This window comes from Rhodococcus sp. NPDC060176 (assembly GCF_042728675.1).
Lineage (GTDB): Bacteria > Actinomycetota > Actinomycetes > Mycobacteriales > Mycobacteriaceae > Rhodococcus_F.
This window is the reverse complement of record NZ_JBHWYS010000004.1, coordinates 351,233-364,898: the sequence shown is the minus strand read 5'-3', so window position 1 is coordinate 364,898 and position 13,666 is coordinate 351,233. Positions and strand designations below refer to the sequence as shown.

General features: G+C 63.1%; 14 protein-coding genes and 2 tRNA genes. 6 read left to right on the top strand and 10 right to left on the bottom strand.

The window, feature by feature from the left end; all coding sequences use genetic code 11:
- Nucleotides 1–105 precede the first annotated feature (105 nt).
- From ACFWEM_RS21305 to ACFWEM_RS21285, 5 genes are all read left to right on the top strand, one after another.
- Nucleotides 106–1,251: a DNA cytosine methyltransferase gene (locus ACFWEM_RS21305; RefSeq protein ID WP_030535749.1), complete on the top strand. Its 1,146-nt coding sequence runs from the start codon at nt 106–108 to the stop codon at nt 1,249–1,251.
- Complete coding sequence (locus ACFWEM_RS21300) at nt 1,248–2,123, top strand: hypothetical protein (RefSeq protein WP_378536708.1); 876 nt, start codon at nt 1,248–1,250, stop codon at nt 2,121–2,123. The genes ACFWEM_RS21305 and ACFWEM_RS21300 overlap by 4 nt, the downstream gene beginning before the upstream one ends.
- Before the next feature lie 10 nt (nt 2,124–2,133).
- The gene (locus ACFWEM_RS21295) at nt 2,134–2,538 is read left to right on the top strand and encodes a very short patch repair endonuclease (protein WP_019746481.1); all 405 of its coding nucleotides are present in this window, start codon (nt 2,134–2,136) and stop codon (nt 2,536–2,538) included.
- 10 nt (nt 2,539–2,548) lie between these two features.
- Complete coding sequence (locus ACFWEM_RS21290; protein ID WP_029254264.1) at nt 2,549–3,238, top strand: DUF998 domain-containing protein; 690 nt, start codon at nt 2,549–2,551, stop codon at nt 3,236–3,238.
- A gap of 79 nt (nt 3,239–3,317) precedes the next feature.
- On the top strand, nt 3,318–4,562 hold the full coding sequence (locus tag ACFWEM_RS21285; protein ID WP_378536705.1) for an alpha/beta hydrolase family protein: 1,245 nt from the start codon (nt 3,318–3,320) through the stop codon (nt 4,560–4,562).
- A gap of 1 nt (nt 4,563) precedes the next feature.
- Here the strand turns inward: ACFWEM_RS21285 and ACFWEM_RS21280 are convergent, their stop codons facing one another.
- From ACFWEM_RS21280 to ACFWEM_RS21235, 10 genes are all read right to left on the bottom strand, one after another.
- Entirely contained in the window at nt 4,564–5,742 is a 1,179-nt protein-coding gene (locus tag ACFWEM_RS21280; protein ID WP_378536703.1) for a cation:proton antiporter, read from the bottom strand.
- Nucleotides 5,743–5,776: 34 nt separating this feature from the next.
- The gene (locus tag ACFWEM_RS21275) at nt 5,777–6,406 is read right to left on the bottom strand and encodes a pyridoxamine 5'-phosphate oxidase family protein (protein ID WP_378536701.1); all 630 of its coding nucleotides are present in this window, start codon (nt 6,404–6,406) and stop codon (nt 5,777–5,779) included.
- The gene (locus tag ACFWEM_RS21270; RefSeq protein ID WP_378536699.1) at nt 6,403–7,218 is read right to left on the bottom strand and encodes an ABC transporter ATP-binding protein; all 816 of its coding nucleotides are present in this window, start codon (nt 7,216–7,218) and stop codon (nt 6,403–6,405) included. The genes ACFWEM_RS21275 and ACFWEM_RS21270 overlap by 4 nt, the downstream gene beginning before the upstream one ends.
- Nucleotides 7,215–8,267, bottom strand: a complete 1,053-nt coding sequence (locus ACFWEM_RS21265; RefSeq protein WP_378536696.1) for a FecCD family ABC transporter permease — start codon at nt 8,265–8,267, stop codon at nt 7,215–7,217. Before ACFWEM_RS21265 ends, ACFWEM_RS21270 begins: the two co-directional genes overlap by 4 nt.
- Nucleotides 8,264–9,307 carry a FecCD family ABC transporter permease gene (locus ACFWEM_RS21260; protein WP_378536694.1) on the bottom strand — a complete coding sequence of 348 codons (1,044 nt, stop codon included), beginning with the start codon at nt 9,305–9,307 and terminating at the stop codon, nt 8,264–8,266. Before ACFWEM_RS21260 ends, ACFWEM_RS21265 begins: the two co-directional genes overlap by 4 nt.
- Nucleotides 9,304–10,338, bottom strand: coding sequence for an iron-siderophore ABC transporter substrate-binding protein (locus ACFWEM_RS21255; RefSeq protein ID WP_378536691.1), 1,035 nt, complete (start codon nt 10,336–10,338; stop codon nt 9,304–9,306). The genes ACFWEM_RS21260 and ACFWEM_RS21255 overlap by 4 nt, the downstream gene beginning before the upstream one ends.
- A 156-nt stretch (nt 10,339–10,494) precedes the next feature.
- Nucleotides 10,495–11,271, bottom strand: a complete 777-nt coding sequence (locus ACFWEM_RS21250; RefSeq protein WP_378536689.1) for a helix-turn-helix domain-containing protein — start codon at nt 11,269–11,271, stop codon at nt 10,495–10,497.
- A 151-nt stretch (nt 11,272–11,422) separates the two neighbouring features.
- Nucleotides 11,423–11,495: transfer RNA gene (locus tag ACFWEM_RS21245), tRNA-Arg, on the bottom strand.
- 82 nt (nt 11,496–11,577) lie between these two features.
- Nucleotides 11,578–11,669 (bottom strand) — tRNA-Ser (locus ACFWEM_RS21240).
- Nucleotides 11,670–11,765: 96 nt separating this feature from the next.
- Nucleotides 11,766–12,485: a dienelactone hydrolase family protein gene (locus tag ACFWEM_RS21235; RefSeq protein ID WP_378536687.1), complete on the bottom strand. Its 720-nt coding sequence runs from the start codon at nt 12,483–12,485 to the stop codon at nt 11,766–11,768.
- 61 nt (nt 12,486–12,546) lie between these two features.
- Between ACFWEM_RS21235 and hisC the strand changes: the two genes are divergently transcribed.
- Nucleotides 12,547–13,623 carry a histidinol-phosphate transaminase gene (gene hisC / locus ACFWEM_RS21230; protein ID WP_378536685.1) on the top strand — a complete coding sequence of 359 codons (1,077 nt, stop codon included), beginning with the start codon at nt 12,547–12,549 and terminating at the stop codon, nt 13,621–13,623.
- The last annotated feature ends 43 nt before the right edge of the window (nt 13,624–13,666 follow it).

Here is a 13,666-nt window from a genome sequence, read left to right as displayed (position 1 = left end):
GGAGCACGCCGCGGACCGATTAGTTGGCAAACGGTGTCGGAGTTCTCGAGTACCGTGCTTCTAGGTCGGTTCGTGAGGAAGGGTGCTGTGACGTCGTCGCGGAGCATGGTGGGTTTGTTTGCCGGTATCGGTGGGCTGGAGTTGGGGCTCTCGGAACATGGGTGGAACACCGAATTGCTGTGTGAAATCGATCCCGGCGCCCAGGCAGTTCTCCGTTCGCGTTTCGCAGACGTGCCGTTGCACGGTGACGTCACCAAACTGCGCGCGCTGCCCAGTGACATCGAATTGGTGGCCGCCGGTTTCCCCTGCCAGGACCTCTCTCAGGCCGGCAAGACCGCAGGCATCACCGGCGCACGCTCAGGCCTGGTGGACGAGGTGTTCCGTCTGGTCAAGCGCAAGAAAGGCCCGCGCTGGCTGTTGATCGAGAACGTCCCCTTCATGCTGCAGCTCGGCAAGGGCGCAGCCATGCGGCACATCACCGACGCCCTCGAAGACCTCGGATACACCTGGGCATACCGGGTGGTCGACGCCCGCGCCTTCGGACTCCCCCAGCGTCGCCAGCGGGTCATCATGCTCGCCTCGCGCACAGACGATCCTCGCGAAATCCTGTTCGGCCAGGACGCCGGCGAGCGCCTGGGCGGCGATCCCGCGGACTACCCGTGCGGCTTCTACTGGACCGAAGGCACCCGCGGACTCGGATGGGCCGTCAATGCCGTGCCGACGCTCAAGGGCGGCTCGTCCGTCGGTATCCCCAGCCAACCGGCAGTCCGGTTGCCGTCCGGCGAGATCGTCACCCCCGGTCTCGTCGACGCCGAACGCTTGCAGGGTTTCGATCCCGACTGGACGCTGCCGTCCGTCGAGGTCCCCGGCCTTCGCCACAGCCACCGATGGAAGCTCGTCGGCAATGCCGTGAGCGTGCGGATGGCGTCGTGGGTCGGCGGCCGGTTGAGCGATCCCATCGAATACGACGCCGCCGGCGAGACGCCCCTCGAGCCGGGCGACGCGTGGCCGAGCGCGGCGTGGGGCCGTAACCGTCAGGCCTTCCGCGTACACACGTCGACGTGGCCGGTGCAGTACGACTACGAAGATCTGAGCGGCTTCCTCGAAGACACGCGGTTGCTGTCGGCGCGGGCGACGGCCGGCTTCCTCAAGCGCGCACGCATGGGCAATCTTCGGTTCATCCCCGGTTTCATCGAGGACGTCGAAAGCCATCTCGAGCGGATGGGCGGATATCCCGAGGCCGCGGCATGACGGACTCGCTGTTTCCTGAACCGGAGCCCCTGTTCCCGGAGACACTGTTTTCCGAACCTGAACACGAACCACTCTGGAGCGCACTGCAACTCGCAGGCGACAAGCCTCCGGCCGATGCCGATCGCGGCGAGAAGAAGAACTACGCCCAGCGACTGTCCAATCAACTGGCACAGACTGTGGCCGATGCTCTGCGTCCGCTGTATCCCAACATCACTCCGACGGCGTCCGGCGAAGGCCAGGAGGCAACGGTCGATGTCGCCAAGGGCCGAAAGCGCTTGGACGTCAAGGCACTCGACCCCACTCTCGGTCTGATCCTCTGCGTCTCCATCAAGACCTACAACTTCCAGGACTACAGTCCGCGCAGCGGCAAGCTGGGACGGTGGACCAAGAACATCGTCCGCAACGACCACGAATTGCGCGGCGAGGCAATGGTTCTGCATCAGCGCCAGCCCTACAGCGTGTTGGTGGCCGTCATGTTCGAGCCGTACGCCACCTGCGACGACGGGGACCCGACCAAGACCAGCGATACCGGCAAATCCTCTTTTGCACACCACGTCACGACGCTCTCGAAGCGCTCGGGCCGGGGCAAGCGCGCGGTGGTCGGCGTTCCGGGAAAGGCCTGGGTGGATCTCGGCGCCGAAGACACGCGCTACGACCTCTTCGAGAAGGTCTACATCGGACTCTACGAACCCGATGGTGCGGTTCGGTTCTTCGACGTCGACGAACCGCCGCCACGCAACGGCCGCCCCACCGACGCTCAGACGCTTTCGTTCACCGACTTCGTGACCGTCGTGCACGGTGAAGTGGAGCGTCGCAACAGGTTTGCGCCTACCTGGTCCGATCCCGAAGACAGCGACGATTCCGACGGCTGAGAGAACCACGGTGCCTGCGACTGATCCTGCCACCAGCGCTCGGATGAGCGCTCAGCGTCGGCGCGACACCAAACCCGAAATCGCACTTCGACGCGAGCTTCATCGGCGCGGGCTGCGATACTTCGTGGACCGGGCGCCGGTCAAAGGTGTTCGCCGACGCGCTGATCTGGTATTTCCACGCCGAAAAGTCGCGGTATTCGTGGACGGATGCTTCTGGCACAGCTGCCCGCAGCATGCGACGTTTCCCAAGAACAACGCGCAGTGGTGGACGGACAAGTTGGCCGCCAACGTGGTTCGAGACCGCGACACCGATGCACGTCTGGCAGAGCAGGGTTGGACCGTCATCCGCATCTGGGAGCACGAAGATCCGCTGGTAGCAGCCGAACGCGTCCAGAAAGCCCTGCTCGGTCCGTAAGCTCGAATTCGTGAAGGAACGCAACGTTGCGCGGTGGGGTTTGGTGGCTGCGCTGGCTCTGGGCGGAATTGTCTACTCGTCGTGGATTCTCGAATTCTTCCTCGACACCGGCCTCGACCCGGTCACATCGTTCCTCAGCGAACTCGATGCCGAGAACCAGAAATACCGTGATGTCTTCGGCAATGCCGACGTTCTGTCCGCGATCTTGATGTTGATCTCGGGAGCGCTTGGTCTGCTGATCACGCCCAGGCGCAGGCTCTACGTCACCGGCTGGATTGCACTTGCAGTGTTCGGCATCGCCACAATCGCCGACGCGTCGTTCCCCCTCGAATGCTCGGGCGAGGGCTGCCCGTCGAGCGCACCCGACGGCCTGCTTCCGCAGCTTCACCATGTTCACGCATTGACAAGCAGCGTGGCGGTGTTCGCGATCTTCACCGCCATGATCGCATTCACCGTGGGAGCGTTCAGATATCGCGAACACCGGTCGTTGCGCACGACCGGCCTGACCATTTTGATCCTGACTTCCCTTGCGACGGTGTGGATGTTGACGACCAACAGCATTGAGGTCTCCGGCGGCGGTAATCTCGGACTGGGTATCGCTCAACGTGCGCAGGTGCTGGGAATGTCGTTGTGGTTGTGCACCCTGGCATTTGCGATGTCGAGGCCGCCGTCCACCGGGCTCCCGGCGTCGCCGCGCTGACAGGTTTTCCGGCAAGCGATTCGGGCGATCCTGGAACTACAACTGAAAATGGCTGCCCCGAACTAGCGAAGGTGTGCCCATGTCTCTCGCGTCGTCGTTCTTCGCCCATCCGCACCAGGCGTTCACGGCTGGTTTCTATCGCAACGAATCCTTCGACTTCGAGCTACGAGTCGTTCTGGGACTGGCCACCTACGGCGCGGCAGATGCCGGCGAGGTGCTCTCGGCCATCGCTCATGTCGGAGAGAAAGACCTCGAGGGCTGGTACGAGGCCTGGTTCGACCTCGGAACACGGGTATTCGGGCAGGCCGATAAGTCAGCCGAGGCCGGGCATTCGCGGAGCGCGTCCAACGCGTATCTGCGGGCGGCGTCGTACTTCGGTGTGGCGATCAACGCCGTCGACGGCCTCAGTGACGACTCCGTTCTCGTCCCCACCTTCAAACGTCACCGCGAAGCGTGGGACCGCTTTGTCGACACCACTTCCCAACCCGTCGAACGCGTCCGGATCCCGTACGAGGACACCTACCTGCCCGGGTACTTCTTCCGCCCACCCGGCGACGTGCGGCGGCCGACGCTGATCATGGTGAACGGCAGCGACGGCCCGATCAGCGGGTTGTGGGGCAGCGGCGGCGCCGGGGCCCTCGAGCGGGGCTACAACGTGTTGATGTTCGACGGTCCCGGCCAGCAGTCGATGCTCTTCGAGCGCAACATCCCGTTCCGTCACGACTGGGAAGCCGTCATCACGCCCGTCGTCGACTATCTCGTGGACCGGCCGGACGTCGATGCGTCGAAGCTGGCGATGTACGGGATCAGTCAGGGCGGGTACTGGGTGCCGCAGTCGTTGGCGTTCGAGCATCGGATCGCGGCAGCTATCGCCGATCCTGGAGTCGTGGACGTGGCCGCGTCGTGGCTCGCCCACATCCCCAAGAACATGCAGAAGCTGCTCGACGAGGAGAAGTCGGAGGCCTTCGACCGCGACATGGCGATAGGGCTGGGGATGAAATTCTCCAAGGACAGCGCCCGGATCTGGCGTTTCCGAGCGCGTCCGTACCTCGCCGACGGCTATTACAACACTCTCACCGCAGTTCGGAAGTACCACCTCGAACACGTCGCCGGCTCGATCTCCACTCCCCTGTTGATCACTGATCCGGAGGGTGAGCAGTTCTGGCCGGGTCAATCCAAGCGCCTTGCCGCCCTCTCCGGCGGACCGACAACAGTGGTTCCCTTCACCGCTGCGGAAGGTGCGAACTTTCACTGTCAGCCCATGGCGAGGCGACTGACTGATCAGCGAATGTTCGACTGGCTCGACGAGCAGTTGGATCTCTGAATCAGGACACTTTCTCTTTTTTCGTCAACAGAGTGGCGAGCATCGGCAGCAGTAGAACGGTGATCGCACCGGCAGCGACAAGAATCGACGCGTTGTCCGAAGACATCTGATGCGCGTCGACGGCGGCGCCAGTGACAGCCACGATCATCGGTAGACCGGTAGCTCCGTACAGCGCGACTTGCGCACTTTCACGCGTGGTGAAGGGTGGCTCGACCTTCTCGAATTTCGTCACGAAAAACACCGGCACACCGCGGACCACAACGATCAGGATCAGAAACGCAATCAGTATGCCGGGACTCGCGGCGACTGCCGAGACGTCGATCGCCATGCCGGAGGTGATGAAGAAAATCGGGATGAGGAACCCGAAGGCGATTCCGTCGAGCTTGATCTCGAGGCGCTCGTCGCCCTCTGGCATGAGTCGACGCAGGATGAAGCCGGCGGCAAACGCACCCAGGATGACGTCGAGCGAAAACACTGCCGACAGCACTCCGAGGCTGACCAACAACAGAACGGTGAGGCGGACCGTCGTCTGCGCAGTGGTGTCCGCTCCTGCCCGCACCAGCCGATGTGTCCACGAGCCTTCATGAATCAGCTTGCCAGGCAGCACCGCCACGATGACGGCGATCAAGGCGAAAACGGCAAGCACGATCAGTGACAGGACGGCACCACGAGCGCTCAGCAGAACCGCCATCGCAACGACCGGCCCGAGCTCGCCGACAGCCCCGTGGTTGAGGACGGTCTTGCCCAAGCGCGTGTCGAGGAGTTTGTTGTCTTTGAGGATCGGCAGCAGCGTGCCCAGAGCCGTCGACGTCATTGCGATGGCAACAGCGGCTTCGGCGGAGATCACGTTCCTCATGCCAAGCAGCGCGACCACCGCAAATGCCAGGGCGAGGCAGAACAGCCACGTGTAGAGCGCTCGGCGTCCGCCGCGCCCACTGAGTTCCTGTCGGTCGATCTCGTAGCCGGCGAGCAGGAACAGCATGCCGAGGCCGAGTTCGCGGAGGATTCCGATCGCTTCGCTGTCAGCGGCGATGTTGAGAGCGAACGGTCCGACTACTGCGCCCGCGACCAGCAGCAACACAACTTCGGGAACCAGCCGACGCGGGATCAGGCCCGCGACTATCGGTGCGACGGCCGCGATCAGCGCGATCCAGAACAGCGAGGAGGCAATTGAAGGCACGGATCATTATCGGACATAGGTGACAAATCTGCGTTCAGTACAGGTGCTTGCGGTACGCCTCTTGTCTGGCGGGTTCGAGATCATCGACGCGCAGGCTGTGCTGCTCGGCCATCATGTCGCGCAGACTCGGTACGTCATCGGAATTGGGCCACGTCGACGGATCCCACAACTTCGCCCGCAGGATCGCTCTCGCGCAGTGCAGATATGCCTCGTCGATCCGCACGATCACCGCAAGCTGCGCCGGCTTGCCGTTCATCGCCATCGACTTCAGCAGATCAGGATCGGTCGTCAGCGTCGCCACGCCATTGATGCGCACGATCTCGTCGTGGCCAGGCGCGAGAAAGAGAATCCCGACGTGAGGATTCTCGATCATGTTTCGGTACGAGTCGGCACGCCGATTGCCCGGGCGATCCGGGAGCACGAGGGTCTTCTCGTCGGGGAAGAGCACCTGACTGATCAAGTCCCCACGCGGCGAGCAATCACAATTGCCGGCCGCATCGGACGTCGCGAGCACAAAAAACCTTGCCTGCTCGATGAATTCACGAATCAACGGCGTTGTGTAGTCGGTGTGTTTCTCCATGATCGACGGATGCGGCTGTCCGAGAATCGCATTGAGTTGCTCCAAGGATTCAACGCGTCCATTCGAAATGTTCGGCTCCATCATGTCAACACGTCGTCGAGGACGTGGTGGCGCCCGAGCGGCAACACCAACGGCTTACCCGAGATGGGGTCGGGGATGATTCGGCTCTCGAGACCGAACACGGTACGGACGTTGTCGCTGGTGAGCACCTCGCCTGGATCACCCGCCACATAGACCCGGCGATCAGCCATGGCAACGAGGTAGTCGGCATAGCGGGCAGCAAGGTTGAGATCGTGCAGAACCATGACAATCGTTGTACCCCGAGTCCGGTTCAGGTCGGTCAGCAGGTCCAGCACCTCCACTTGATGGCTCACGTCCAGGAAGGTGGTCGGCTCGTCGAGAAGAAGCAGATCGGTTTGTTGGGCGAGCGCCATCGCAATCCACACACGTTGGCGCTGACCACCGGAAAGCTCGTCCACCGATCGTTCGGCCAATTCGGTTGTGTCCGTTGCCGCAAGCGCCTCGGCGACAGCTACATCGTCCTCGCGGCTCCACCTCGAGAGCACCCGCTGATGTGGATGACGACCACGGCCGACGAGATCGGCGACAACAATGCCTTCCGGGGCGATCGGTGACTGCGGCAGCAGACCGAGCGTGCGGGCGAGCTTCTTCGCGGGTAGACGATGAACATCCTTGCCATCCAACAGAACGTGGCCACTACGCGGCGTGAGCAGACGCGACATCGACCGGAGCAGGGTCGACTTGCCGCAGGCGTTTGCCCCGACGATGGTCGTGATCTTTCCCGGTGGCACGCCGAGGTCGAGCGATTCGACGACGGTCCGTCCTCCGTAACCGAGTTCGAGGTTTTCGACAGTCAGAGTATGGGATTCGGTCACAGCGAACCTCCCGTGCGGTTGGAACGAATGATGAGGTAGACGAGATACGGCGCTCCCAGCGCGCCGGTCACCACGCCGACGGGGTAGCGGGTGCCGAAGGCATACTGTCCGCAGAAATCGGCGACAAGTACCAGTAGCGCTCCGACCAGCGCCGACGGTATGAGCAGTGAAGTTCCCGGACCGACGATGCGGGCGGCGATTGGGCCGGAGAGAAACGCCACGAAGGCGATGGGGCCCGCAGCGGCAGTGGCAAAGGCGATGAGTCCGACGGCCGCAATGATCGACAGAATGCGCGTTCGTTCCACTCTGACGCCGAGTGCTTGCGCTGCGTCGTCACCGAGCTGGATGGTCGAAAGGTTGCGCGATTGGCTCAGCAACACCGGCCCGAGGACAACCAGCGCCAGGAGCACGGGAACCGTCGAACCCCAGTTGGCACCGTTGAGACTGCCGGTGAGCCAACGCATCGTCTCCTGCAGATCCCACGCGGCGGCGGTACTGAGCAGGTAGGCAGTGACACTGTCGAGCATCGCGGCGATGCCGATACCGATCAGAATCAGCCGAGTGCCCGCCACACCGTCCCGGAAGGACAGAACGTAGATCAAGACTGCGACGCCCAGACCGACAGCGATGGCGAAGATCGAGACCTGCGAGCCGCCGAGCGAAAGCGAGATGATCGCGAAAGCCGCTGCAGCGCTTGCGCCCGAGCTGATCCCGATGATGTCGGGGCTCGCGAGCGGGTTGCGCAGCATCGTCTGGAACGTGATGCCGCCCAAGCCGAAACAGATTCCGGCGACCACAGCGAGGACAGCGCGAGGCAGCCGGAGGCGGCCGACGGTGAACGAGGCACCAGGTACGTTCTCCCCCAACACGACACGAAGCACATCCGACGGCGGGTAGAAGGTTTTTCCTACCATCAACGTGACCGCGAACGAGGCGACGACGAGGGCCGCTAGCACGGCAATCACGATGCGGCGTCGCCTACCTCGTCGGATACGGCTTGCTCCGACTGCATCGACCTCGACTTCGGGAGTAACGAATGTAGTGGTCACAGCTCACGTATCTTCTGACGGCGGACGATGTAGATGAAGAAGGGCGCTCCGATGAGCGCCGTGATGATGCCGACGTCGATTTCGCTCGGCCGCGCGACAATTCGTCCGAGAATGTCGGCGGCGACCAGAAGGGCGGCACCTGTCAGCGCAGAAAACGGTAGTAGCCAACGGTTGTCGATACCGATCAGCAACCGGCACAGATGCGGGACAACCAAACCGACGAAGCCGATCGGTCCCGCGATGGCAGTGGCTGCACCGCAGAGCAGCACTGCACCGAGCGCTGCCACTGCACGAACCACCGCGACGCGTTCGCCGAGACCTGACGCAACCTCGTCGCCGAGCGCAAGAGAGTTGAGACTACGCGCTGACAGCAGACAGATCACGAAGCCGACAATGAGGAAAGGCAGACCCTGTCGGATCACCTCGAAGCTCGCACCTCCGACGCCGCCGATCTGCCACGAACGAATGTTGCCAGCAATATCATTACGCGGCAGCATGATCGCGGTGATGAACGAGGCAAACGCAGCCGATGTTGCGGCCCCGGCGAGAGCCAACTTGAGTGGCGTGGCTCCACCTCGGCCGAGTGACCCGACTACGTAGACGAACAACGCCGCCCCGGCTGCACCGAGTATGGCCACCCAAATCATGCTGGTCTGGGTCCACAGACCGAACCACGCCATTCCGATCACCACTGCGAGCGAAGCTCCCATGTTGACGCCCAAGATTCCGGGATCCGCCAAAGGGTTTCGGGTAATCCCCTGCATCACTGCGCCGGCAAGACCGAGCGCAGCACCCACGATGATCGCGAGCACCGTCCGCGGAATGCGCTTGGCAATCGCACCCTGACCGATGTTGTCCGTTGAACCGCCGAGCGCGGCAACGATATCGGACCAGTCGACCTCACGAGATCCGATGACGATCGAAGCGCACATGAGCACCGCGAGGACAACGAGAAGGGCGATCAGCCACAGCGAATTGCCGAACGTCGGACGCCGCGTATCGCGAGCGCCCGACGTCGAATCCTGCGAGGTTACAGTCACTCCGACTTTCCAGCAGCCCCGGCGAGCAGATCGACGTAGTCGCCGAGTACCCACGAAATTGCGAGTGGAGTCGGGTTGGCCGCCGTTCCCATCGGCCCGGTCCCATTGAGGAACACGATCGAGTTGTTGGCGACGGCAGGCATCTGCGAGAGGAGCGGGTCAGCCTTGAGTGCGTCGACAAGCGCCTGGTCACCGTAGGTGACGATCAGTTCGACGTCGTCGAAGACGTCCACACGCTCGGCGCTGACCTTCTTCGAGAACTCACCACCCGTCGAGGCGTCGGCAACGCTCTTCGGCGTCGAAAGTCCAAGGTCCTCGAAGAACGCGGCGCGCGTGTCGTTCGCGGTGTAGAAGCTGACCTGGCTCAGATCAGCGGTGTCGACGTGCGTCAGGAACATGGTCGCCTTGCCGGCAAGCTGCGGATGCGAGGCAACCTCGTCGGCGATCTCCTTCTCGATGGTGGAGATCAGTTCCTTCCCTTCGGATTCCATGCCGAGGCCCATACTGTTGAACTTGATGACGTCGCGCCACGACGTTGCCCAGGGTCCCTCGGGGTATGCCACGACCGGAGCAATCTCGCTGAGGGTGTCGTAATCCTCCTGCGTCAACCCGGAGTACGCGGCAAGAATGACGTCAGGGTTCGTATCGGAGACGGCTTCGAAGTCGATGCCGTCGGTCTCGTCGAAGAGCACCGGCGGCTTCGCGCCGAGTTCGTCGAGCTTTTCCTCGACCCACGGCAGCATGCCGTTGCCGTTGTCGTCCCCGAATGTCGCGGCGGCCATACCGACAGGAACCACACCAAGAGCAAGGGGCACTTCATGATTGGCCCAGGCGACGGTGGCAACTCGCTCCGGCTTGGCGTCGATCGTCGTAGTTCCGAAAGCGTGCTCGATCGTGACCGGGAAGGAACTGGATCCGCTTCCAGCGCTGCCTCCGTCGGCGGTCTCTGAGGAGTCGGAACTGCAAGCTGTCATGCCGAGGGCGACTACGACCACTGCTGCGGCCACCGCCAAGAAGCGTTTTGAACGCATGAAAACAGAACTCTCTCGAGAAGGGGTACGGCCCTCAACCCGGCTCAATCAGGCACTTAGGTGAGGTTTGCCTAAATCGTATACGGGAGGGCATTGTGGCGCAATCGCGTGTTTGGGACACCCCGTGTAGCAATCGAGACAGGGTGCGACGGCCTATCAGCTGGCCCGGAACATCCCTGGTGTAGCCCCTGTAGTGCGTCGGAATGCCGCCCCGAACGCGCTGGTCGAGTGGTAGCCCACGCGCTCGGCGACCTCTTGCAGATCCAAACCGTGCGCAAGAAGGGTCACCGCCCGTTGGGCACGCACCGCTGACACCCACTGCCCGAAACTCATCCCGGTCTCCGAGCGAAATACCCGGGTAATGGTTCGCGGGCTGACACCGAGCGTTCGGGCCCAGTCGGACAGCGTTCGCATGTCACTCGGATCGTCACCGATCGCATCGACGATGGGTTGCAGAAGCGCCGAGTCCGGCACCAGCACCAGCAACTCGTTCGGCGACGGTGCCAGCACGTCGATCACCATCTGCTCCGTGAGCGAGCGCGAAGAGGCTCCGAGTGAATCGTCTGCCAGTCGCTCGAGGAGATTCCGCAGCAGCGGAGTTACCTCGATCGCCACCGGCACGTCGGACAGAGAAGGAACTGACGCGATGTCGAGCTGAGCGGCCCGATACCAGGTGCCCGCGGGGGCGATCGCCGAGTGCAGGACGCCGGCGGGCATCCACAGACCGACGGTCGGGGTGATCGTCCACGTGCGCGATCCCACCGTGGCGGTCGACGCTCCCCGCTCGTTCCACAACAACTCGTGGGTCGGATGCGAGTGCGCTTCCCACCGGGTCTCGCGGGAAACGAGTTCGTCCATGCCCGCGATGACGAAGGGCACCTCGACCGCCCCAGCCGAGTAGACGGGGAGCGTCCGACTGTCGACGGTCTCCAACGGTTCTCCTCGGTTCGCGCGGTTGCTCCGGAGAAAGCATAGGTCGCGGGGATCGAAATCCGCCGGGGTGACGTCACGCACATTCCAAGATTACGAACGCGCCAAAACAAAAAGAAGGCCACGGACTGTGAGTCCGTGGCCTTCTTTCTTGTGCGCCCGAAGGGATTCGAACCCCTAACCTCTTGATCCGTAGTCAAGTGCTCTATCCGTTGAGCTACGGGCGCATGTTCTATTGTCTTGCTGATCTTGCGTGTCTTGCCGTCGTACTTTCTATCATTTCTAACCCGCCGGTCAAAATCACCGGCTTGGCGGAGGCGAGAGGATTTGAACCTCCGGTCCCTCGTAAAAGGGACAACTCATTAGCAGTGAGTCCCATTCGGCCGCTCTGGCACGCCTCCCTGGGGGTTCCGATCCTTTCGGACCGCCGGATCGAAAGATTACACACCCTTCACCACCAAAGGCAAAACGTGTGGTCAGCGCCCTGTTTTGTCGACTTATCGCAGGTGGCTGTCGAACCAGTCGAAGATCCGGGTTTGAGCTTCGATGATCGACGCCGAATCCGGGTCGTCGAGGTCGGCGTCCTCGGACAGCTGTGGCGGCTCGTCGGCCCGGTGAGCCAGTCCTGCGTAACTGACCACCAGTGTCGCGACGTCGGCCTTCGCGGTCGCTTCCCGGAGCAGCGTCACGTGTTCGCGAGGCGTGCTGGGATCGTCCTCCCCGTACAGAGCCAGCCATGGCGCCTGCAGGAACGTGGCCGCGTCGACAAGGGCCTGAGCGTCCACCGACAAGGCTTCGACGATTCCCCGCGCGGCGACACTCACCGCGGCGCCGACGGGACGGCTGGTGGCTACGAGCATCGCGGCGGTCCCGGCGTCGTCGAACCCGAGCACCCCGATGGTGTCGGCGAGAACTTCGCGCGCGACGAGCCAATCGAGGGTCGCGTCGAAGTCGGCGAAGAGGTTGTCACCGAACACCTCGCCCTGCATGTGCTCGGGTTCGCGATGGAACAGGTGCGGTGCGACGCTCACCCACCCTTCGCCGGCGAGTGCGCACATCAGATTCAGCAGAGCCGGGCTGAACTGCCGGGCTTCGTGCAGCACGACGATTGCGCCTCGTGTCGGGCCGTCCGGCTCCACCACCGTCAGTGGAACAGCCGTGGCGACCTCCCCTTCGGCTCCGCGCAGATATGCGGTGGCCCGGAAGATTTCCGACATCTTCCAACTGTGACACGCAGACGGCCGCAACGCACCAAATCAGTGGGCGCATAATCGACTCGTGACCGCACACATTCGCCCTGACCTCGCCTCCATCCCCGCCTACGTTCCCGGACGCAATTTTCCGGGTGCGATCAAGCTGGCGAGCAACGAAACGACAGTAGGGCCGTTGCCCGGTGTGCGTGACGCCGTCGCCGACGCGGTCGCCAATGCCAACCGCTACCCGGACAACGCTGCGGTCGCCCTCATCGAGGCGCTGGCCAGCTTCCTGAATGTCGAGCCTGCCAACGTCGCCGCTGGTTGTGGCTCCGTGACGTTGTGCCAGGAACTCGTGCAGATCACGTGCGATCAGGGTGACGAGGTCATCTACGCGTGGCGTTCGTTCGAGGCGTACCCCGTGGTCACCCAGGTCGGCCACGCCGTCTCGGTCAAGGTTCCGCTCACCGAGGACTTCGGCCACGACCTCGACGCGATGCTGGCCGCGATCACCGACCGCACGCGGTTGATCTTCGTGTGCAACCCCAACAACCCGACCGGCAATGCACTGTCGAAGGCAGAGCTCGAGAGCTTCCTCGACGCTGTCCCGACGCACGTCGTCGTCGCACTCGACGAGGCGTACTTCGAGTACTCACGCTCGGACGCCGACGGCATCGAACTGTTCCGCAGTCGCCCCAACGTGGTTGTTCTGCGCACCTTCTCGAAGGCGTACGGCCTCGCGGGAATCCGTGTGGGTTACGCCGTCTCGGATCCGGAGATCATCGTGGCCCTCGGCAAGGTGCACACCCCGTTCACCGTGAGCGCCGTTGCCCAGGCCGCCGCGATCGCCTCCCTGGCTGCCGCAGACGAACTGCTTGCCCGCACGGAGGGCGTCATCGCCGAGCGGACGCGAGTTCGGACCGCTCTGATCGAGGCCGGTTACACCGTCCCCGAGTCGTCGGCGAACTTCGTCTATCTCCCCCTCGGAGAGCTCTCTCCCGGTTTTGCCGAGGCGAGTACCGAAGCGGGCATTCTGATCCGTCAGTACGGCGTCGAGGGCGTCCGGATGACCATCGGCGACCCGCACGAGAACGACGCGTTCCTCGCTTTCGCGAACACTGCCGTCGCGAAGCAGGCGGCGGGCATCGGCGTCACCGCGTGACACTCGATACATAACTGTTACGCCGAGGACTGGAATTCGTTTC

What these genes read in the sequence shown, in the direction of transcription:
- ACFWEM_RS21305 (WP_030535749.1), top strand. Translation starts at nt 106, where the DNA reads ATGGTGGGTTTGTTTGCCGGTATCGGTGGGCTGGAGTTGGGGCTCTCG.
- ACFWEM_RS21300 (WP_378536708.1), top strand. Translation starts at nt 1,248, where the DNA reads ATGACGGACTCGCTGTTTCCTGAACCGGAGCCCCTGTTCCCGGAGACA.
- ACFWEM_RS21285 (WP_378536705.1), top strand. Translation starts at nt 3,318, where the DNA reads ATGTCTCTCGCGTCGTCGTTCTTCGCCCATCCGCACCAGGCGTTCACG.
- ACFWEM_RS21275 (WP_378536701.1), bottom strand. Translation starts at nt 6,406, where the DNA reads ATGATGGAGCCGAACATTTCGAATGGACGCGTTGAATCCTTGGAGCAA.
- ACFWEM_RS21255 (WP_378536691.1), bottom strand. Translation starts at nt 10,338, where the DNA reads ATGCGTTCAAAACGCTTCTTGGCGGTGGCCGCAGCAGTGGTCGTAGTC.
- ACFWEM_RS21235 (WP_378536687.1), bottom strand. Translation starts at nt 12,485, where the DNA reads ATGTCGGAAATCTTCCGGGCCACCGCATATCTGCGCGGAGCCGAAGGG.